Below are 20,999 nucleotides of genomic sequence, written 5' to 3'. Positions count from 1 at the left end.
TCTCATCAGGCCTTCGAAACGAACGACGCGCTGCTCCCGAGGGAAGCAGCGCGCCGTCGAGCGTGCAGGTGGAGAATCAGCTCTCGTCGGAGCTGTCCTCGTCCGAGGACTCGGCTTCTTCCTGAGTCTCGGCGTCGCCCTCTTCGGAGATGGGCTCGGTGCCTTCGCCGTCGGCCTCGAGGTCTTCCTCGGACGGAGCCTCGACGACGTTCACGAGCAGCGTCTCGCCGTCGGACACCAGCGTGACGCCGGACGGAAGGGCGAGGTCGGCTGCGGTGATCTGAGTACCGATCTGAGCCTCTTCGACGGAGACGACGAAGTTCTCCGGGATCTCCAGTGCGTCGGCCTCGATCTCGACCGCGGTCGAGTCGGTGGTGACCAGGGTGCCCGGTGCGGCGTCGCCCTCGACGATGATGTTGACCTCGACGGTGACGCGCTCGCCCTTCTTCAGGACGAGGAGGTCGGCGTGCTCGATGCTGCGACGGATCGGGTGCACGACGATCGACTTGGTCAGCGCCAGCTGCGATTTGCCGTCGATGTCGAGGGTCAGCACGGCGTTGGTGCCGTCGTTACGCAGCACGGCTGCGAACGCGCGAGCGTCCAGTGCGAGGTGCTGGGGGTCGGTGGCGTGTCCGTACAGAACTGCGGGAACGAGGCCGTCGCGACGGGTGCGGCGGGCGGCTCCCTTGCCGAATTCGGTGCGGACCTGTGCGGTGAGGTTGTTTACCTTCGATGCCATGGTGCTGGATGCTCCTGATAACTGTGGTTCGTGCGGCGTACTTCGTCGGGCGGTCAAGCTCGTCGGGGCGGACACGAACGAGCGCGGCCAACGGGGCCGAGCCGCGTCGATAACGGTGGATCCTGGGAATCTGGATCTACCCTCGCCGAGACAACCTGGGAAACAATACACGATGCCGCGCAGTGGCTTGGCTATGCGCCCCCTGGGGCACCTGTCCGCACCACTGCGAGCGCAGCGAGCAGATCGAACGCGATGCCCCGCGCGACCACGATCGCGTCATCGCGAGCTCCCGCTGTGCCCATCACCACCGCGCCCTCGTGCAGTACCGACAGTCGGGTTCCGAGCTGCTCGGCATCGGGGTAACCGGCTTCGGTGGCCAAACGCGCGAACAACGATCTCGTCCATTCCTTCTCGGACTCGATGATCGCGAGCACCGGGCTGCCGGTACCGCCGAACTCCGCGAAGGCGTTGACGAATCCGCAGCCGCGATGGTTGTCGCGCATCCACAGATCGAGGGCGTCGTACACCCCGAGGATGCGCGCGTCGCCGGATTCGAGGGATTCGACGTACCGGGTCACGTGATCGCACCACAGGCCGTATCGGCGGGTGAGGTACCGCTGCACCAGGCCGTCCTTGGAGCCGAATCGGTCGTACAGCGTTTTCTTCGTGGTGCCGGCCTCCTCCGCGATGAGGTCGACTCCGACGGCGCGAATCCCGCGGGCGTAGAACAGGTCGCTGGCGACGGTCAGGATGCGTTCTCCGGCGGGGGTGAGCGGCTTGTCGAGCATGGTTGCCTTTCGAAAGCGCTGGTGAGCGGCAGGTGCACTGCGAGTATACAGACCTGTATGTTTACATCGCTTCATGAGATCGAGAGTCGACGTCATTGCGGGTACAGCACTGGTGGTGTTGTGGAGTTCGGGCTTCATCGGAGCAGAGCTCGGAACCGCCGAAGCCCCGGCCCACACGCTTCTGGCCTGGCGCTACCTCGCCGCGGCGGCGTTGCTGATCGCGTGGTGCCGGTTCCGGAAACTGACCCCCACCTGGCATGCCATCCGAATCCATGCCGTCCTGGGCCTGTTCTGCCAGTTCCTCTACCTCGGTGCGACCATCACCGGCATCGGGATGGGCGTGCCACCCGGCGTCGCCGCCTTGATCGCCGCGTTGCAGCCACTGGTGGTCGCGATGGCGTCGAGCAGGATCTTCGGCGAACGCGTGGGACGACGGCAGATTCTGGGACTCGTCGTCGGGATCGCGGGTGTCTCGCTGGTGGTGGTCGGAGACCTGTCCGGTGCCGACCTCTTCTGGCCGGTCTACCTGCTACCGGCTGCCGGAATGCTGGCACTGTCGGTGGGCACGATCGGCCAACGCGTGCTGGCACCGAAGGAGCCGATCGCGCTGGCGATGGCGATTCAATGTTCCATCAGCGCAGTCGGATTCATGACGTGGAGTGCTCTGGCCGGGGACGTCGCGCCGCCGATGACGACCGGCTTTATCGCCGCCGTGGCCTGGACGGTGGTGCTCTCCACCTTCGGGGCATACGGCGCGTACCTGTTCGTGGTGCGTCGCAACGGTCCGACGCGCGCCAGCGTGCTGCTCTACCTGACACCGCCGACGACCATGCTGTGGGCCTTGCTGATGTTCGGCGACGAGATCACCTGGCTCGGGCTCGGCGGACTCGTGGTCTCCGCAATTGGCGTGGCTGCCTACCTCCGCGGAACCCATGTGAGCGACGGTTCGACGGGTCGTTCCGCCGGCTCCACTCCTGCCGACCCTGCTACGAAGTCTCACTCACCTGCGAGCGCAGCGAGCATCGCGTCCAGTTCGGCGAACGCGACGAAATAGTGCGGAGATGCACGCACGACGGCGTCGAGTCCCCGGCCCGTCATGTCCAGACGCGTGGAACCGCGATGGCTGACGGTGACCGTCACGTTTCGTTCGGCCAGTCGGTCACGCACTGCCACGGGATCCTCGCCGTCGACGGTGAAGGATACGATGCCGCTCTTACGGTCGCCGAGGTCGCGCACGGTCACCCCGGGAACCTTCCGAAGCCCCGAGCGGAGGTAGTCGGCACGTTCGACGACGGCGTCTTCGACTCGGTCGATACCGAGTTCGAGCAGGTAGTCGACGGCCGCACCGAGCGCGAGCCTGGCCGCGACGTCGCATTCCCAGAATTCGAAACGCGTGGCGTCGTCTGCCATCCGGTACGTCCGTCCATCGGTCCACTCTGCGCTGTGCAGGTCCAGGGCCGGCGGATGCAGCGTCGACGCCAATCCCGGACGCAGGTAGAGGAAGCCCGTTCCGCGTGGGCCGCGCAACCATTTGCGGCCGGTGGCCGAGAGGGCGTCGACTCCCAACTCCTCGACGTCGACGCGCAGCTGCCCGATGGACTGGCAGGCGTCGAGCAGGACCAGTGCACCGTGCCGGTGGGCGAGATCGGCCACGGCACGGGCGGGATTGATCAGGCCGCCGTTCGTGGGGGCGTGCACCACCGAGATCAGTTTCACGCGGTCGTCGAGCATCGATTCCAGCGCGTCCAGATCGATGCGTCCCGATGCGTCGCTCGGCATGACCTCGACGGTCGCTCCGGTGACTTCGGCGCGGTGGAGGGCGGAGATGGCATTGCTGGCGTACTCGGCCTGGCACAGCAGGATTCGGTCGCCGGCCGAGAGCGGCACCGAGTAGAAGAAGTCCGTCCAGGCCCGCGTCGCGGAATCGCTCAGTGCAATGCTCGACGCCTGCGCGCCGATCAATGTTGCAATCGAGGTCTTGACCGCGGCGAGGTCGTCGAGTCGTTCGTTCGCGGCCCGGTAGCCGCCGATCTCCGCTTCGCGGCGTAGATGCGCGATCGCGGTGTCGAGGACGACGGTCGGGGGCAACGAGGATCCGGCGCTGTCGAGAAACACGCGGGCCGACGCACCTGGGGTGTCGCGTCGAATGCGGTCGTGATCGAGCATCGGTCGTCCTTTCGGTTGCGAACTCTCGGGCACCAGAGTTCCACAATCGGTAGCCTCGACCGGACGAGGGATCGCGGCGTTTTCGATCCTCGCAGCTGGGTACGTTCTCCGAGCGGAGAACGTGTTGAGTGCGGAAAGAAGGAATGAGTGTCGTCCAACGAGAAGTCTCTCGGGCTGAGCTCGCGCCCGGCAGCAGAGGCATACGTGTCGAAGGTGTGTTTCAAGCTGGGGCCACCGGCACTCGTCGGTGCCGAACTCGAGTGGCTCACCGCCCTCGACGACGGAACCCGTCCGACCCTCTCGGCTCTGGCCGATGCGCTCGGTGTTCACTCCCCGCGCAGTATCGATCCCGAATCACCCGCCCTGTCGTTGCCGGGCGGAAGCATCGTCACCGTCGAACCCGGTGGTCAGGTCGAATTGTCCAGTTCGCCTTATGTATCCGTTTCTCGACTCGCACCGATGCTCGACGCCGATGCCCAGCGGCTGCGGAACATCCTCGGTGATGCCGGCATCGACATGGCGTCCGTTCCGGCCGATACCGCTCGGGCACCGGAACGCCTCCTCGTCCTCCCGCGGTACTGTGCGATGGAGAATCGGTTCACCACCATCGGCCCCTTCGGGAAGTTGATGATGTGCAACACCGCTGCGGCTCAGGTGAGCGTCGACGCCGGACGTGATCGCGCCGAGGTCGCCGCGCGCTGGCACATGCTCCACGTCATCGGTCCCGCCTTTGTGTCCGCGTTTGCCCGCTCTCCTGAACTCGCCGGAGCACCTGCCGGGGACTGGGCATCGCAGCGGATGCGAACCTGGCTCGAACTCGACTCCAGCAGAACCGATTCCAGCAGAACTGCGGTTCCGAACACCGGTGACCCGATTGCCGACTACGCACGCTGGGCACTCGACGTTCCATTGCTCTGCATCCAGGGCGTCACGCCGAACTGGGAAGCACCTGCGGGCACCACGTTCGCTCAGTGGATGGACGATCCCGGCATCGTCGGACGCGCGCCGACCTACAGTGACCTCGATTATCACCTGACCACCCTGTTCCCCAAGGTGCGCGCATGTGGGCACTTCGAGATTCGCTATCTCGATGCGCAGCCGGACGGTCAGTGGGTGGTTCCGGCCGCGGCGTTCGAGGCGCTGTTGTCCACACCCGAACTGGTGGCTCGCGCCACCGAGATCGGCGGCGGAACGGCGGGACGGTGGCTCGACGCGGCCCGCTTCGGGTTGGCCGACGACGACCTCCTTGCGGCGGCAACCGAATTGCTCCAACTCGCCGCGGAGGTCGGCGGCGAGTACTCCGAGTTGCTGTCGGCGGCATCTCGCCGATGCGGTGCGGGCGAGCCCCCCAGTGAATTCGACACGGCGACACGGGAATTTCGGACTCGAAAGGAATCGGTGTGAGCGCCGAACAACTCAGGAACAGAATCGAAACGGTCCTCACTCGCAGTCGTGCCCGCAGCGGCGCACTCACCGACTGTGTGGACGAGACCGAACTGATGGCGCAGCATTCGCCGTTGATGAGCCCGCTGGTGTGGGATCTCGCGCACATCGGTAGTCAAGAGGAACTCTGGCTCGTACGCGACGTCGGTGGCCGCGATCCCGTCCGTCCGGACATCGACGAGCTGTACGACGCGTTCAAGCACTCGCGGTCTTCGCGTACGTCGCTTCCCTTGCTCACTCCGGACGAGGCGCGCGTCTACGTCCGGACCGTGCGCGACAAGGCCTGGGATGTGCTCGATCACAGCACTTTCGAGGGTCGACCGGTCGAGAAGCACGGTTTCGCGTTCGGCATGATCGCCCAGCACGAACAGCAGCACGACGAGACCATGCTCGCGACCCATCAATTGCGTTCGGGGCCCGCGGTTCTCACGGCTCCTGCGCCACCGGCCTCGGTGGTGCCGGTGTCGGGTGAGGCCGTCATCGCGGGTGGCCCGTTCTCGATGGGGACCTCGCTCGACCCGTGGGCACTGGACAACGAGCGACCGGCTCATTCGGTGCACGTACCCACCTTCGCCATCGACCGGGCACCGATCACCAACGCGCAGTTCATGGATTTCATCGCCGACGGCGGTTACCGACGCCGCGAACTGTGGACCGAGAAGGGTTGGCAGCATCGCGTCGACGCGAACCTGACCGCGCCACAGTTCTGGGAGTCAGACTCCGACGGAACCTGGTGGCGTCGCAGTTTCGGGGTGTCCAAGAAGGTTCGCCCACAGCAGCCCGTGGTGCACGTGTGCTGGTTCGAGGCCGACGCCTACGCCCGCTGGGCAGGCAAGCGACTGCCGACGGAGGCCGAGTGGGAGAAGGCCGCGCGTTTCGACGCCGACACTCGCACCAGCAACGCGTACCCGTGGGGCGATGCCGAACCCACTCCAGCACATGCCAATCTGAATCAGCGGCATCTGGAACCGGCGGACGTCGGCGCGTATCCCGACGGTGCCTCCTCGGCAGGTGTGCATCACCTCATCGGTGATGTATGGGAGTGGACCTCCTCGGATTTCGAGCCGTACCCCGGATTCGAGGCGTTTCCGTACGCCGAGTACTCCGAGGTGTTTCTTCGTGGCGACTACAAGGTGTTGCGCGGCGGCTCGTTCGGCACCGACGAGGTGGCATGTCGGGGCACGTTCCGCAACTGGGATCACCCGATCCGACGCCAGATCTTCAGCGGATTCCGGTTGGCCCGCGACGTCGAGCCCAGCTGAATGTGCCGACATCTCGGGTATCTCGGCCCTCTCACATCGGTCGGGGGAGTGCTCACCGGCGGCGATCACAGTTTGCGGGTGCAGTCGTATGCCCCCGACGACATGCGCGGCGGGGGCACCATCAATGCCGACGGCTTCGGGGTCGCATGGTGGCAGGCCGGTTCGGTTCGCAGCTACCGCAACGCCATGCCGATCTGGACCGACCCCGCGGTCGACGATGTTCTGCCGCAGCTCGATTCGACGTCGGTGATCGCCGCCGTGCGATCGGCAACGGTGGGAATGCCGGTGGAGCGATCGGCCTGCGCACCGTTCACCGACGGCCGATGGGCATTCAGTCACAACGGAGTGGTCCGCGGCTGGCCCCACTCACTGACCGACCTGTGGTCCGAGGTGCCGCCCGAAGATGCACTCACGTTGCCGGCTCCGACCGACGCGGCCGCAGTCTGGATCGTTCTGCGGCAGTTGCTCGCAACCCTCGAACCGCCGGCAGCGCTTGCCGCTCTGGTTCGGCGTATCGAGGCGCGCGCACCGGGGTCCAGGCTCAACTTTCTCCTCGGCGACGGGGAGAATTTGTACGCCACCGCAGTGCATCACGCACTGTCCGTCCGCAGTTCCGGTGACGCCGTCACGATCGCGTCCGAACCCACCGACGACAATTCCGACTGGACGCCCGTCGACGACCGCAGTCTCGTCGTTGCCACGGCGTCCGAGTTCACCGTTTCCCGTCTCGACGAAGAGGAGCACACATGAGCACTGTCGAGGTACACCTCGCCGACACGGCACTGGTGGACGAATTGCGTAAGGACGTGCGAGACGGGTTGACGTCCACGCCGAAGTGGCTCTCGCCCAAATACTTCTACGACGCCGTGGGCAGCGAGCTGTTCGAGCGGATCACCGAGCTGCCCGAGTACTTTCCGACCCGCACCGAACGTGCCCTGCTCGAAGAGCATGCCCTCGACATCGCCGAGGCGACCGAATCCACCATGTTGATCGAGCTCGGGTCGGGCTCGTCGGAGAAGACGAAGATCCTGCTCGCTGCAGGGGCCAAGCACGGTTCGTTGAACACCTATGTGCCGCAGGATGTGTCGGTCACGGCGCTCGAGGGAGCCATCGAGCAGATCGCCCAAGAGTTTCCCGCTCTCGAGGTGCACGGCATCGTCAGCGACTTCACCGATACTCTGCACAATCTGCCCGGCGGGGGCGCGCGCACCATCGCGTTTCTCGGTGGCACCCTGGGCAACCTCATCCCCGAGGAGCGCGAGGACTTTCTGAAGGCGATCGCAGGCGCGCTCGATCCAGGGGAGCACCTGCTCCTCGGCGTCGGACTGGTCATCGACCCGGACGTGCTGGTTCCGGCGTACGACGACGCAGCGGGGGTGACGGCGCAGTTCAATCGAAACGTGCTGTCGGTGATCAACTCTCGCCTGGGTGGCACTTTCGATCCCGATGCGTTCGAGCACGTCGCGCTGTGGAACGCCGAGCAGGAGTGGATCGAGATGCGACTGCGGGCGACATCGACGCAGGAGGTGTATATCGCCGATCTCGATCTGCACGTGCATTTCGAGGCGGGCGAGGAATTGCGCACCGAGATCTCGGCGAAGTTCCGACCGGACGGCATCACCGAAGAACTGGCTGCAGCGGGATTCGGCGTCGAGCATCTGTGGTCCGACTCCGATTCCCGGTTCGCGCTGATTCTTGCGGGTCGAGTGTGAACGAGCCCTCGACTACTCGGAGGCAGTGACGCCCAGGTGCTGAGTACCGATGACCCCGAGCAGATTCAATTTCTCGCGGGCGTCGGTTCCCGGCTGCGGCGAATAGACCAGGAGATGCTGGCCCTCTCTCTGGGTCACGAGGGTCTCGCAGTGAACGGCGATCACGCCGAGTTCGGGATGCACGAAGCGTTTGGACGCCGACGTCTTGTATGCGACTCGGTGCTCGCTCCAAATCGTCTCGAACTCGGAGCTGGCGGCGCGTAGACGCTCGACCAGTACAGCGACCTCGGGATCGCCCGCTCGCCTGGCCGACACTGCTCGGAGATCGGCTACGTGTTTGTGGCCCATCCGATCCCAGTCCTCGCGGACGAAGTTGCGGCGCGTGCCGGGATCGGTGAACCACCGCCACACCACGTACCTGTCGAGCCCGGTGTACGTGCGCGGGTCCTCGGCCAGCGCGAGGTACATCGCGTTGTGCGCCAGGATCTCGCCGAGGTCTGTCACGACGCAGGCCGGAGTGTCGTCGAGCTTGGTCAGCAGGTGCATCAGGCCGGGCCCGACGTGCTTGTCCGCGCCGACACGGGTGGAGGGTGCCTGGCCGGCGAGGATGTAGAGATGGTCGCGCTCGTCGTCGTCCAATCTCAGCGCGCGGGCGAGCGAACCGAGAATCTGCGTGGACGGATGCGGCCCACGACGCTGTTCGAGGCGGGTGTAGTAATCGGTGGACATCCCGGCCAGCAGTGCCACTTCGTCGCGGCGCAGCCCCGGCGTGCGGCGGCGCGGTCCGGGTGACACACCGACGTCCTCGGGCGTCAGCAGCGCCCGTCGTCGTCGGAGAAAGTCGGCCAGTTCGTCACGTTCCACTCGCTCAGTGTCCACCGAATCGTCGAGCCGAACCAGGGACGGGCAGTCCCCTGACAACCGCTCTCTGGCGCGACAATCGCCACAGAGCACACAGTGGACGGCATGAACAGAACACGATTGGGAAATACCGGACCCACGGTGTCGCGCATCGGTCTCGGTGCCATGGGTATGTCCGGCGCATACGGCGATTCCAGCGACTGCGAATCGATCCGCACCATCCACGCTGCGCTCGACGCCGGCGTCGACCTGGTCGACACAGGCGACTTCTACGGTGCCGGCCACAACGAGATGCTCATCGGTCGGGCACTGAGCGAGCGCAACCGCGACGAGGTCGTGCTGTCGGTGAAGTTCGGGGCACTACGTGGACCCGACGGAAGCTGGCTCGGATTCGACGGCAGGCCGAACGCCGTCAAGAGCGCGCTGGGCTACACACTCGCACGGCTCGGCGTCGATCACATCGACATCTACCGACCCGCCCGACTGGATCCGCAGGTGCCGATCGAGGACACCGTCGGTGCCATAGCCGAGATGGTGGACGCGGGATACGTGCGACACATCGGCTTGTCCGAGATCGGGAGTGCGACGCTGCGTCGTGCCGCGGCGGTACACCCGATCTGCGACCTGCAGATCGAATACTCCATCGTCTCGCGTGGAATCGAGGACGACATTCTCGACACGGCCCGCGAGCTCGGTGTCGGTACCACCGCGTACGGCGTGCTTTCACGTGGGTTGCTGAGCGACACGTTCCGCACGTCTACTGTGTTGGCCGACAACGACTTCCGTGCACACAGCCCCCGATTCCAAGGGGAGAACCTGACGAGGAATCGCGAACTCGTGGAGTTGCTGGCCGAGCTCGCGGACGAGCGCAACGTCTCGGTCGCGCAACTGGCCATTGCCTGGGTCCTCTCCCGGGGTGACGACATCGTGCCCGTCGTCGGCGCACGAACCGTCGAGCGTTTGGCGGAAACCGTTGCTGCATCGGAGATCTCGTTGACCTCCGAGGAGGTGTCGCGGATCGAGAGTACCGTCCCGAAAGATGCGGTAGCGGGCGAGCGCTACGCCGAGGCGCAGATGGCGCAACTCGACAGCGAAGCCTGAGCAGAGGCGTCGGCCGGCGCGATGGTCTGTACCGCCGGGCCCTGGCAATCGCCGAGCGGTACAGACCTCGAGGTCAGACGTCCGCCAATGCAAGCACCGGTGAGATCTGATTGGCACGTCGCGCCGGAGTCAGTGACGCACCGAGGGCGAGGAGTCCACCGCACAGCACGGTTCCGGCGATGACGACCCACGGCAGAGTGGGGGCGGTGAGTCCACGCGAATCCAGCGAGCCCAGCAGCGATTGTGCTGCGGCCCAGCCGTAACCGATGCCGAGAATCAGACCGAAGCCCATCGACGCGACCACCATCTGACTGCTCTCCGAGACGATCATCGTCCGAATCTGCTTGCGGGTGAATCCGAGTGCCCGCAGCAGACCGATCTCTCGGGTGCGCTGCAGAATGCTCAGCAGCAGATTGTTCACCATCCCGACTGCCGCGATCACAGCCGAGAACCCGATCAGTCCGGTCATGATTCCCACCGTCACGGTGAGTACCTGGTCGACGGAGGCCTCGTCGTATTCGTCGACGAGCATCGACCGGTAGCTGTACATCGCGACGGCGAACGTGGTCACCAGCGTCACGCCGATCAGCAGTCCCACAGCGGTACGGGTACTGCGATCCGGGTAGCGAATTGCGTTGGCCGCAGCCAATCTTGCCGCGGGCCCCCGGCCGAACAGTCTTCCGACCAGCCTCAGCGTCGCGGGCAGTATTCGATAGGCACCGACCATGATTCCGGTGAACGACGCAACACCGCCGAGGAACGCCACCAGAACACCGGCCGGGTTCACCATCCCGACCAGGATCCCGAGCCCCAGCAGCGCCACTCCGCCTGCGATCAGCACGATCGACAGTGCCGTCCTGATACGCCGCGACCGCGGAGCCTCCACTCCCGTGTCGACGGCACCGCCGGTCGCCTGAACGGGTGTCACCTCCAGCACCTTTCGTGACCCGACATACGACGCGAGGGTCGTCGTCAGTACCACGATGACCACCGGCAGGATCACCAGCGGTTGAACGGACGTGTACTCCACATCGGGCAGCTGACCGGCCGAGACGGCGACCGCACGGGCCAGATGGCTGGCACCGACTCCGAGCACCGAACCGACCGCACCACCGAACAATCCGACGAGGAAGCCTTCCCTGGCCACCGATCGACGTAGGTCACGGGCCCGGGCACCCAGGAGTCGCAGAAGAGCAATGGTGCGCGTGCGTCCCGCGACGATCGTTGCGAACGTGTTCGAGGTGACCACTGCCGCGACATACAGCGCGAGACCGATGAACACCAGCGCCACGCTGTAGAGCGCGGTGACGGCAGCACCTTCCATGTCCCCGAAGATGTCGACCAGGAACGCCGTCGCCTGAATCAACACCACACCGAAGAACGACGCCAGCGACGTCACCAGAAGACTGGCGCCGTGCTCCTTCGACGCCCGGGCAGAAGTCACACCGTTCATGATGCGTGCTCCATTCCCAGCATGTAGCTCGAGATCTGCTCCGGCGTCGACCGTGGCAGTTCGTCGGCGATGCGGCCGTCGGCGAGGAAGATGATGCGATCGGCGTAGCTGGCCGCGATGGGGTCGTGGGTGACCATGACGATCGACTGACCGTACTCGCGCACCGCTGCGGCGAGTAGGCCGAGAACCTCACGGCCGGTTCGGGAATCGAGGTTGCCGGTGGGTTCGTCGGCGAAGATGAGATGCGGCCGCGTACCCAGTGCGCGGGCGATCGCGACGCGCTGCTGCTGTCCACCCGAGAGCTGATGCGGGCGGTGGTTCACTCGCCCTCGCAATCCCAGAGTGTCGATGAGTTGCTCTGTCCATGCGGCCTCCTCGGCGGTGGGGGCGCGGCCGTCGAGCTCGAACGGCAGCAGGATGTTGCCCCGAACATCGAGGGTGGGAACGAGATTGAACGACTGGAAGATGAACCCGACCTGCGTGCGGCGCAACGTCGTCAGTGCGTCGTCGTTCGCGTCGGTGATGTCGGCACCGGCCAACATCAGATGCCCGGTGCTGGCGTTGTCCAAGCCCGCCATCACGTGCATCAGAGTCGACTTGCCGGAACCGGACGGTCCCATGATGGCGGTGAACTGGCCGCCGTGAATGTCGAGAGAGACGTTGTCGAGGGCGCTGACCGGGTTGGACGAGTCACCGAAATACTTGCTGACCTGGAATGCCCGGGCGACCGGGGGGAGTGTTGTTGTCATGCCCACAACGCTATGAAGTGGGCGGACAGGAGTAATCAGGCGCGAGTCTTCGCCTCGTACATCGAGAGGATGACTTCGGTGTCAGTCTCCGGTGAGTCCGTGCTCGAATGCGTAGACCACCAACTGCACTCGGTCGCGCAACGCGAGTTTGGCGAAGATTCGACTGATGTGTGTCTTCACCGTCGCCTCGCTCAAGAATTCCATCGCGGCGATCTCGGAATTGCTCAGCCCACGGGCGGTGAGTCGAAACAGTTCCTTCTCCCGTGCGGTGAGGGTGGCGAACTCGGCGGGAACCTGCGGTACCTCGGGCGTAGGTGTGAAGTGCGCCAGCAGCCCCGTCGTGGCCGACGCGGCGATCACAGAGTTACCCGCATGGACCGTCCGGATCGCGGCGAGCAGAAATTCCGGGTCGGCGTCCTTGAGCACGAAACCGCTTGCTCCGGAGCGGATCGCTCGCGCGGCGCTCTCGTCGAGATCGAAAGTGGTGAGCACCAGAATCCGCGGTGGAGTATCGGACGCGGCCACGATCTGCTCGGTGGCGGCGATACCGTCGAGCACCGGCATTCGGACGTCCATGAGCATCACATCGGGCTTCGCCGTCGCGGCGAGCTCCACGGCCTCTCGCCCGTTGCCCGCTTCCCCGACGAACTCCAGGTCCGGCTGCGAGGAGATGAGCATGCGAATACCTGCTCGGAACAGCTGCTGGTCGTCGACCAGAGCCACCTCGATTCGATCTGCCATCAGTCGATTCCCTTCGTGGACGAGCCGGCAGCAGGAAGCCAGGCAGTCACGGTCCACGACGAGCCGTCGCCGGACGCGGTGCACATGCCGCCGGCGAGGCTGGCGCGTTCCTTCATACCGGCGATTCCGTGCCCACCCGATTCCGATGCCGAACGCACCGAACGCACCGTGTTGCGCACCGTCAATTCGATGCCCGCCGAGTCGGATTCGATCGTGACGCTGACGGGCTTGTCGGGATCACCGTGACGTAGGGCATTGGTCAGCGATTCCTGCGCGATGCGATAAAGCGCGAGGTGCGCACCGGCACCCAACGACACCGACGTGGTGTCGATCGAGGAGTCGATGGTCAGTCCGGTCGCGCGCACCTGGTCGAAGAGACGCTCGAGATCGTCGGGTGTCGGGTTCGGTAGATCGCCCTGACTGTGCCGGAGCTGTCCGAGCAACACCCGAACGTCGGTCAGTGCATCGCGCGCGGTGTCGGAGATGGTCGTCAGCGCAGTGTCGACGGCTGCAGGATCGATGGCGCGTACGTAGCGTGCACCGTCGGCCTGCGCGATCACCACGGCGAGCGAATGCGCCACGATGTCGTGCATGTCGCGAGCAATTCTGTTGCGCTCCTGCTCGATTGCCACTTCGTGTTCGGCGCGGGCCTGATGTACCTCGGCGAGCTCGCGTGCGTGTGCGGATTCGATGGCTGTGCGCCGGGCGTAGGCGAGACGGCCCAGTGCCCAGGACAATCCGAGCATGGCCCACAGGCCGGCGAGGAGCAGGGCGAACTGCGCGATTCGGGGTTCCTGGTAGCCCTCCTCCGTGGGCGGGCCGAAGGGATTGCCGTCCACGTACGCCAGGTACAGCGCGGCGATCACTCCGCCGCCGACGGCCGACGCGAGCCCGAAGCGTCGAACGACGCTGTCGCCGTACGCGGCCGAGCAGTACAGAATCGCGAAGATTGCGGTGTCCGCGGAGAGGGGGAGCACCCCGCCGACCATCTGCACGACGGCCAGCACCCAGGCCAGTGCCAACGACAATCTCGGTGAGCGGCGCCTGATGGCCAGCGCTACGCCGAAACCGACCAGCACACCCGCGCCGGAAGAACCGTACGGTCCGCTCAGCGTCGACGGCAGCAGGAGCAGAACGAAGACGACGGCGTAGGTGGCATCGAGCACCTGCCGTGAGATCGAACGCTTGCGCAGCACTCGATCAGACTACGTGGATCAGTTGGTGCGGCGACGAGCCTTCTCGAGCGCGGCCAGCGTCGACAGGACTGTGGTGCGTTGCCGTTCGAGATCCTTCATGCGTGCACGTGCCGGCAGGCCCTGCACGCCGTCGAGTGCGCTGATCTGCTCGTCGACGGAGGTGAGCTGGCCGAGCAGCTTCTGCACACGTGACTGCAGTTCGATCGCGTCGATTCCGGTGACACCGGCCTGCGACTTCTTCGTCGGTGCCTTCGCAGGCGCTCCGGACGTCGTCGAGGCCGGTGTGTTTCCCGCAGCAGCGGCCCTGGGACGCAACGCTTTGCGGACGGCAGCCGGATCGGGCAGCTTCTCGAGCCGAATACGGTTGAGCACCTCACGCGCATCCCGAGCCGTGACGCGGTACTCGCGCTCCTCCTCGTCCTCGGACGCCAGCGTGCCGCCCAGGGGCCGCAGACCGTACATCCCGATGAAGTGCTTGGCCTCGTCGATGACCGCTTCCTTCTCGCGGCACAGACCGCAGCGCGGCTCGTTTCGGAAGTCCTCGACGCTGTCGGTACTACCGCACCAGACGCACCCGCCCGGCGTCCATCGGGCAATTCTGACCGTAGTAGTTCCAGCCGGGCCGTGGGGAGAGTCTGCGTCGATCACGACGAGTCATCTTAGGTGACAACGAAACCCGCCCCGCACACCCCCGCCTCGCGAGCTGCATGTTCCGGTCACGGACGTGACGTAGTTCATGCGACGCGGACGGAGAGTGGGCGGGGCGGGGTGAAACAGACTGACTGTTATGCGCTGCCGTTGAAAAGGCTGGTGACGGAACCGTTTTCGAAGACCTCGCGAATGGTGCGGGCCAGCAGCGGCGCGATCGAGAGCTCGGTCAGCGTTGCGAAGCGCTTCTCGTCGCTGATCGGCAGCGTGTTGGTGACGACCACTTCCTTGGCACCGCAGTTCGCGAGGCGCTCGGCGGCGGGGTTGGACAGAACGCCGTGGGTTGCGGCGATGACGACGTCACCGGCTCCGGCCTCCTTGAGCACCTTCACGGCGCCGGCGATGGTGCCGCCGGTGTCGATCATGTCGTCGATGAGGATGCAGGTGCGGCCTTCGACGTCACCGACGACGCGATTGGACTTGACCTGATTGGGCACCAACGGGTCACGCGTCTTGTGGATGAACGCCAGCGGCGCGCCGTCGAACGAGTCGGCCCACTTCTCGGCGACGCGAACACGGCCGGAGTCGGGGGAGACCACGGTGATGTGCTCGAGGCTGTAGGTCGCCCGAATGTGGTCGGCGAGCTGGCTGTGTGCGTGCATGTGATCGACGGGCCCGTCGAAGAAGCCCTGGATCTGATCGGTGTGCAGGTCGACGGTGATGATGCGGTCGGCACCGGCGGTCTTGAGCAGATCCGCGACCAGACGAGCGGAGATGGGCTCGCGACCCCGGTGCTTCTTGTCCTGGCGGGCGTACGGGTAGAACGGCAGGATCGCGGTGATGCGCTTGGCCGATCCGCGCTTGAGCGCGTCGATCATGATGAGCTGTTCCATCAGCCACGTGTTGAGCGGGAACGGATGCGACTGCAGCACGAAGGCGTCCGACCCGCGGACCGACTCCTCGAAGCGCACGAAGATCTCGCCGTTGGCGAAGTCACGCGCGGTCTGCGGGGTGACGTCGATTCCGAGTTCCTTGGCGACCTGCTCGGCCAACTCCGGATGTGCTCGACCAGAAAACAACATCAGGTTCTTCTGGTTGTCGATCCAATTAGGGGTGGTCACTGCTCTTCGCCGTCCTTTTGTTCTTGCCGATCACGATCTGCGAGCGCCGCTGCTTTCGCAGCTTCGGTTCCGGGCCTGTTGTCCATGACCCAGCCTTCGATATTGCGTTGCTTGCCACCGGAGACGGCCAGTGCGCCGGGAGGAACATCGTCCCGAACCACTGTTCCTGCACCGGTGTAAGCGCCGTCGCCCACATGTACGGGAGCGACGAACGTCGAGTCGGAACCGGTCCGTACGTGGGATCCGATTTCCGTGCGGCTCTTGTTGACGCCGTCGTAGTTGGCGAAGACGTTGGAGCAACCGATGTTGCTGTGGTCACCGATCGTGGCATCGCCGACGTAGGTGAGGTGCGGGACCTTGGTGTTGCGGCCGATCGTCGCGTTCTTGGTCTCGACGTAGGCACCGAGTTTGCCGCCTGCGCCCAGCACCGTGCCCGGACGCAGATAGGTGAACGGTCCGACGGTGGCATCCGGTCCGATCACGGCCTGCTCGGCATGGGTCCGCACGACCGATGCTCGCTCGCCGATCTCGACGTCACGCAGCGTCGAGTCGGGCCCGACGATGGCGTCGTCGGCGATGTGAGTCTTGCCGTGGAGTTGGACGCCGGGTTCGATGCGGACGTCCGCGCCGAGGGTGACGTCGATGTCGATCCAGGTGGTCGACGGGTCGACGACGGTGACGCCGGCCCGCATGTGACGTTCGATGATGTGGCGGTTGAGCACGGACGTGACGTGCGCCAGCTGGACGCGGTCGTTGACCCCCACCACCAGATCGGGATCGGCGAGCTGAGTGCCGTACACGGCTTTGCCGTCCGCCTTGCTGATCTTGACGACGTCGGTCAGGTACAGCTCGTGCTGAGCGTTGGCGGTGCTGAGCTTGCCCAGGGCGGTACGAAGCGCAACGGCGTCGAACGCGTAGACGCCGGAGTTGACCTCACCGATGAGGACCTGAGCGGGCGTGGCGTCGGCGTGCTCGACGATCTCGGCCACCTCGCCGTCGTCGGTGCGGACGATGCGGCCGTATCCGTTGGCGTCGTCGGGCAGGAATGTCAGAACCGTGGCCGCGGCGGGCCGGGGGGCGCTCAGATGCTCGTCGAGCAGAGCTTTGAGAGTGTGGCCGTCGAGCAGCGGGACGTCGGCTGCGGTGACGAGGATCGTGCCCTCGAAGTCGTCCGGGAGGGCAGCGAGGCCGCACTGGACGGCGTGCCCGGTGCCGAGCTGGCGATCCTGGACGGCAGTGTGGATCGTGCGACCGAAGGTGGCTGCGAGGTCCTGGACGGCGTCCGTGACTCGTTCGCGATCGTGTCCGACGACCGTCACCAGATGGTCGGGGCCCAGGTCGGCGGCTGCGTGGAGGGCGTGCGCAAGCATGGTGCGACCGGCCAGGGGGTGCAGAACTTTCGGAGTCTTCGATCGCATTCGGGTACCTGCACCCGCAGCGAGAACGACCACGGCGGTCTGCACAGGCATTGAGCTCCTCAGGCGGTAACGCGAATGACGGCATGCGTGAATGATGTTGCTCGCTCCGCCGCCAGGACTCGAACCTGAACTATCTGAACCAAAATCAGAGGTGCTGCCATTACACCACGGCGGATAAACGGCCAGCGGTTTCATCAGTGGCCGACGAATCGAACGACGCCTTCGTCTGCCGCTGCGCTCCCACTGAGCGCAACGATCCTCGCACGCGAGGTAGTGGTGAGTCGAACCGCGGCGCACATGAGACCGTTCGAGTTGTTCTTGTCCCTGCACTCGCGACGTTCGAAACCGGATGGTTCGGACATGGTTAGGGTGAGGGAGACGTCGAGGGTGGCGTCTGACAATGCACACGGTCGGTGACGGAAGCGGTTTTCCATGACAGGCGCAGCCTCCGAGCAGGAACGCTCACCTCGGGTCCGGATGACGGGGACGCAACGGCGCGAGCAGTTGATCGAGGTGGGTCGGACGCTGTTCGCCGAACGCGGGTACGAGGCCGCGTCCGTCGAGGAGATCGCGGGACGCGCGAACGTGTCCAAGCCGGTCGTCTACGAGCACTTCGGCGGTAAGGAAGGTCTCTACGCCGTCATCGTCGACCGCGAGATGTCGACTCTGCTGGGAATGATCACCAGTTCCCTCGATCTCAACAGGTCGCGGATCCGTGTCGAGCGGGTTGCGCTGGCGCTGCTCACCTATATCGAGGACCGCACCGACGGCTTCCGCATCCTCGTTCGTGACTCTCCGGTCTCCGCCGAGGACGGCAAGTACTCGTCGCTGCTCAACGAGGCCGTCGGTCGCGTCGGGCACATGCTGGCAGGAGATTTCTCGCGCCGAGGCCTCGATCCCGAGTTCGCGCCGATGTACGCCCAGGCCCTCGTCGGAATGGTGTCGATGACCGCGCAATGGTGGCTCGATGTGCGTACTCCGTCGAAGGAAGTGGTGGCGGCGCACGTGGTCAACCTGTGCTGGAACGGGCTGACGAATCTGGAAGCGGACCCTCGATTGACCGAGGAATGAGTACACGGTTCGGTCTCTCCGCGGCGTATGAGGGGGTATCGTCCCCTTTGTCGGCCATGAGAGCTGTGTAACCTACGGCACAGTGCTTCAATCGGACCGATGCATGTTGGCACGAGACGTAAAGCCACTCAGTGGTACCGTTCGGGCGTAATTTGCGCAGTGGCAGTTCTTATTGCGAAGGCGGATCCCATGGTCAGGCAGGCCCGCGCTGAAATCACTCGCGACACCGTGCTGGCTGGCGCAGCGAACGTATTTCTGCGCCTCGGGTACGCGAACGCGAGCCTCAGCGAGATCATTTCTCAGTCCCAGGTCACCAAGGGCGCTCTGTACTTCCATTTCGGCTCCAAGGAAGAACTGGCACGTGCGGTCATCGACGAGGGCAACGCGCGTCTGACGACGGCATGCTCGCAGTTCAACGACGGTCGAATCCCCGCACTCGAAGCGGCGATCGGTATTTCCTACATCGTCGTCGACCTCTCGGTCAGCGACCCCATGGTCTCTGCCATGCTTCGGCTGAGCCATCAGATCGGCGATTACCGCGGCACCGAGGGCAACGTCATGGCCGGGTGGAGCGAGTCGTTCGACAGGCTCGCCGCCAAGGCCATCGCGCAGGGGGACATCGACCCCAACTCGGATTCGCGCACCATCGGATCTCTGGTCCTGGAAATCCTCACCGGCGTACACATGGTGGCAGTTGCCACCTCCACCACCGAGGAATTGCCGTCGCGCATGGAGCGCCTCTGGTACTACCTTCTCCCGGCGTTGGTTCCCGCCAACAAGCTCGACTACTTCCGCGAATTCGCAGCGCGTCGCGTCATCCGCTTCGGCCCGTAACTAGCGGTGCCGGCCCACGAAGTCGGCGATGTCGTCGCGCAATCGTTCCGGATACTCGCCGTTGACGGCATGTGAGGCGTCCGGGTAGAGCCGGACGGTTCCGTCGGGCAGTGTCCGCTCTGCCGTCGCGACTGCTTCCTGGGCGTCGTGCATCACCGACCTGCCCGCGATGATCGCCAGAACGGGCACATCGAGCGTCGCGAGTTGCTCGTCGGTAAAACGTGTGGGCTGTGGCAGCTTCAGCGAATAGCCCTGCATCCCGGCTTCGATCATGTCGGCGACGGGGACGTCCTGTACCTCTGCGCCTCCCGCGGTATGGGAATTGAAGCTGTCCCGCCAGGATTTCGGAAGCCACGGCACGGCGGCGGGGAGGGCCCGAATCGCGGTGCGCCAGGGAATATCGGCGAAAGTCTGGGCCGGGTCTATCAGCGTGAGAGTGGCGAGGTGCGTGCTGTCGTGCAGCGCCAGGTTCGCTGCGGTCCACCCACCGATCGACAGTCCGACGAGATGGACCTTGTCGGTCGGCAGAGCGGCGAGTGTCTGATCGAGCCACGTGGCCTGGTCCTCGTCGCTGGTGATCGGCCGTTCCTGAATGCTGCGACCCGGCTCGCCGAGCAGGTCGACGGTGTAGACGTCGCCGATCGTCAGCAGTCCGGGCAGGTTGGCTGCCCACACCGGTGTGGCCGAGGAACGGCCGGGGAGCAGGAGCAGAGGGTGGGTCGAGGTTCCGGTGCCCGCGAATCGATACACGCGCACGACGCCGTAGTCGGTTCTGATGTCGAGCGTCTCCGCCGGATCGGGCAGATCCTCGAATGCGCGGTCGTAGGCGGCGAGAAACCGGTCCTCGCTCGATGCGCTGTTCCACTGGCCCACCGGTGACGGAGACCGGAGCGCGAACGCGAGGGCGAGCACGCCGACGGTCGACGTCCAAGCGGCGATCTTCAGGTATCGACGCCACTTGTTCGGTGCTCGGTCGTCCATCGTGAATCTCCTAACCGATCGGTAAGTAATTCAACCGTACGGTAGGCTGGCGATCGTGGCAACGAGAGAACCGAGCTTCGTCGAGCGCGCGCGACGCGCTCAGCTGATCGACGTCACGATCGACTCGGTCGCCCGACACGGGTATGCGAAGGTCTCGCTCGCCCGCATAGCGGACAGTGCCGGAATCACCAAAGCTGCTGTGCTGTATCACTTCCGAACCAAGGACGCAGTGATCGACGCCGCGTATCGATTCGTTCTCGCGGCACTGGTGGAGGACGTGGCGGCCGCGGTCGAGGCCGTCGACGCCCGGGAGGGTCCACAGGCGTACGTGCGTGCGATGGTCGGCCATCTTCGCGACCACCCGACGCACACCCGCATGTTGGTCGAGGCGCTCGGCAACTCGGCTCTGGGCCACAGCCCGGAGGATCGATGGCGTCCGTTGGCGGACATCATCGACGCATCCGTTCGGGCTCGCGGGACGACAGGCGTCGATTCACGCACCCTGGCCGTCATCACCGGGGGTGGGATCGACGCGATCGTCACCGAGCGCCTGCACGACCCGGAGTACGACTCGGTTGCTGCTGCCGAGTCTCTCTCGACGATGCTCGACGCTGCTCTGACGTAGCCCGTCGTCTCCCGCTCGCCGGGCTGTCGGCGTGCTCCCATAGACTCGCTCGTGACTGTGTGTGAGCAGCCATCGCCTCGACTCGCTTGT

At 65.2% G+C, this 20,999-nt stretch carries 21 protein-coding genes and 1 tRNA gene; 9 read left to right on the top strand and 13 right to left on the bottom strand.

The annotated features are described in order from the left end of the window. Positions 1-76: 76 nt before the first annotated feature. Both CH306_RS02790 and CH306_RS02785 read right to left on the bottom strand, forming a co-directional pair. Positions 77-739, bottom strand: coding sequence for a 50S ribosomal protein L25/general stress protein Ctc (locus tag CH306_RS02790; protein ID WP_094645621.1), 663 nt, complete (start codon positions 737-739; stop codon positions 77-79). A gap of 191 nt (positions 740-930) precedes the next feature. Continuing rightward, on the bottom strand, positions 931-1,527 hold the full coding sequence (locus CH306_RS02785) for a TetR/AcrR family transcriptional regulator (protein WP_045196400.1): 597 nt from the start codon (positions 1,525-1,527) through the stop codon (positions 931-933). Between the two features lie 73 nt (positions 1,528-1,600). On the opposite strand from CH306_RS02785, the gene CH306_RS02780 reads away from it, so the two are divergent. After that, positions 1,601-2,581 carry a DMT family transporter gene (locus CH306_RS02780; RefSeq protein WP_094645620.1) on the top strand — a complete coding sequence of 327 codons (981 nt, stop codon included), beginning with the start codon at positions 1,601-1,603 and terminating at the stop codon, positions 2,579-2,581. On the opposite strand, the gene CH306_RS02775 is transcribed toward CH306_RS02780, so the two are convergent. Beyond that, complete coding sequence (locus tag CH306_RS02775) at positions 2,524-3,693, bottom strand: aminotransferase class V-fold PLP-dependent enzyme (RefSeq protein ID WP_094645619.1); 1,170 nt, start codon at positions 3,691-3,693, stop codon at positions 2,524-2,526. The genes CH306_RS02780 and CH306_RS02775 overlap by 58 nt on opposite strands. Before the next feature lie 147 nt (positions 3,694-3,840). Here CH306_RS02775 and egtA point away from each other — a divergent pair, with 147 nt between their 5' ends. The 4 genes from egtA to egtD are packed head-to-tail and all read left to right on the top strand — an operon-like array spanning position 3,841 to position 8,110. After that, positions 3,841-5,097, top strand: a complete 1,257-nt coding sequence (egtA, locus tag CH306_RS02770; protein WP_094645618.1) for an ergothioneine biosynthesis glutamate--cysteine ligase EgtA — start codon at positions 3,841-3,843, stop codon at positions 5,095-5,097. Further along, on the top strand, positions 5,094-6,398 hold the full coding sequence (gene egtB, locus CH306_RS02765) for an ergothioneine biosynthesis protein EgtB (RefSeq protein ID WP_179272716.1): 1,305 nt from the start codon (positions 5,094-5,096) through the stop codon (positions 6,396-6,398). The genes egtA and egtB overlap by 4 nt, the downstream gene beginning before the upstream one ends. After that, on the top strand, positions 6,399-7,148 hold the full coding sequence (egtC, locus tag CH306_RS02760; RefSeq protein WP_032395706.1) for an ergothioneine biosynthesis protein EgtC: 750 nt from the start codon (positions 6,399-6,401) through the stop codon (positions 7,146-7,148). Further along, complete coding sequence (gene egtD / locus CH306_RS02755) at positions 7,145-8,110, top strand: L-histidine N(alpha)-methyltransferase (protein WP_094645616.1); 966 nt, start codon at positions 7,145-7,147, stop codon at positions 8,108-8,110. Before egtC ends, egtD begins: the two co-directional genes overlap by 4 nt. A gap of 12 nt (positions 8,111-8,122) precedes the next feature. On the opposite strand, the gene CH306_RS02750 is transcribed toward egtD, so the two are convergent. Continuing rightward, positions 8,123-8,974, bottom strand: a complete 852-nt coding sequence (locus CH306_RS02750) for a helix-turn-helix transcriptional regulator (RefSeq protein WP_094645615.1) — start codon at positions 8,972-8,974, stop codon at positions 8,123-8,125. Between the two features lie 102 nt (positions 8,975-9,076). Between CH306_RS02750 and CH306_RS02745 the strand changes: the two genes are divergently transcribed. Then, positions 9,077-10,072, top strand: coding sequence for an aldo/keto reductase (locus tag CH306_RS02745; RefSeq protein WP_094645810.1), 996 nt, complete (start codon positions 9,077-9,079; stop codon positions 10,070-10,072). Positions 10,073-10,145: 73 nt separating this feature from the next. Here CH306_RS02745 and CH306_RS02740 read toward each other — a convergent pair whose 3' ends face one another. The 8 genes from CH306_RS02740 to CH306_RS02705 form a co-directional block, all read right to left on the bottom strand. After that, on the bottom strand, positions 10,146-11,525 hold the full coding sequence (locus CH306_RS02740; protein WP_045196388.1) for an ABC transporter permease: 1,380 nt from the start codon (positions 11,523-11,525) through the stop codon (positions 10,146-10,148). Next, a complete protein-coding gene (locus CH306_RS02735) occupies positions 11,522-12,274 on the bottom strand; it encodes an ABC transporter ATP-binding protein (protein ID WP_094645614.1) in 753 nt (250 codons plus the stop codon). The genes CH306_RS02740 and CH306_RS02735 overlap by 4 nt, the downstream gene beginning before the upstream one ends. An 81-nt stretch (positions 12,275-12,355) precedes the next feature. Then, a complete protein-coding gene (locus CH306_RS02730; protein ID WP_094645613.1) occupies positions 12,356-13,015 on the bottom strand; it encodes a response regulator in 660 nt (219 codons plus the stop codon). Beyond that, positions 13,015-14,211, bottom strand: coding sequence for a sensor histidine kinase (locus tag CH306_RS02725; protein ID WP_094631259.1), 1,197 nt, complete (start codon positions 14,209-14,211; stop codon positions 13,015-13,017). Before CH306_RS02725 ends, CH306_RS02730 begins: the two co-directional genes overlap by 1 nt. Positions 14,212-14,229: 18 nt before the next feature. Then, entirely contained in the window at positions 14,230-14,859 is a 630-nt protein-coding gene (locus tag CH306_RS02720) for a hypothetical protein (protein WP_230596802.1), read from the bottom strand. Positions 14,860-14,996: 137 nt separating this feature from the next. Continuing rightward, complete coding sequence (locus CH306_RS02715) at positions 14,997-15,980, bottom strand: ribose-phosphate diphosphokinase (protein ID WP_032395699.1); 984 nt, start codon at positions 15,978-15,980, stop codon at positions 14,997-14,999. After that, positions 15,977-17,449, bottom strand: a complete 1,473-nt coding sequence (glmU, locus tag CH306_RS02710; protein WP_032395698.1) for a bifunctional UDP-N-acetylglucosamine diphosphorylase/glucosamine-1-phosphate N-acetyltransferase GlmU — start codon at positions 17,447-17,449, stop codon at positions 15,977-15,979. Before glmU ends, CH306_RS02715 begins: the two co-directional genes overlap by 4 nt. Positions 17,450-17,502: 53 nt before the next feature. After that, positions 17,503-17,573, bottom strand: a tRNA-Gln gene (locus tag CH306_RS02705). A gap of 257 nt (positions 17,574-17,830) precedes the next feature. On the opposite strand from CH306_RS02705, the gene CH306_RS02700 reads away from it, so the two are divergent. Both CH306_RS02700 and CH306_RS02695 read left to right on the top strand, forming a co-directional pair. Next, entirely contained in the window at positions 17,831-18,469 is a 639-nt protein-coding gene (locus CH306_RS02700; RefSeq protein WP_082073772.1) for a TetR/AcrR family transcriptional regulator, read from the top strand. Positions 18,470-18,658: 189 nt separating this feature from the next. Continuing rightward, the gene (locus tag CH306_RS02695) at positions 18,659-19,303 is read left to right on the top strand and encodes a ScbR family autoregulator-binding transcription factor (RefSeq protein ID WP_032395696.1); all 645 of its coding nucleotides are present in this window, start codon (positions 18,659-18,661) and stop codon (positions 19,301-19,303) included. On the opposite strand, the gene CH306_RS02690 is transcribed toward CH306_RS02695, so the two are convergent. After that, positions 19,304-20,284, bottom strand: a complete 981-nt coding sequence (locus CH306_RS02690) for an alpha/beta fold hydrolase (RefSeq protein ID WP_094645612.1) — start codon at positions 20,282-20,284, stop codon at positions 19,304-19,306. A gap of 55 nt (positions 20,285-20,339) precedes the next feature. Between CH306_RS02690 and CH306_RS02685 the strand changes: the two genes are divergently transcribed. After that, complete coding sequence (locus CH306_RS02685) at positions 20,340-20,909, top strand: TetR/AcrR family transcriptional regulator (protein ID WP_094645611.1); 570 nt, start codon at positions 20,340-20,342, stop codon at positions 20,907-20,909. Positions 20,910-20,999: the final 90 nt, after the last annotated feature.

Origin of the sequence: Rhodococcus sp. 15-725-2-2b, assembly GCF_002259075.1 — a bacterium.
Classification (GTDB): domain Bacteria; phylum Actinomycetota; class Actinomycetes; order Mycobacteriales; family Mycobacteriaceae; genus Rhodococcoides.
Note: the sequence above shows the minus strand (reverse complement) of the source record. Positions and strands in the feature narration are given on the sequence as shown.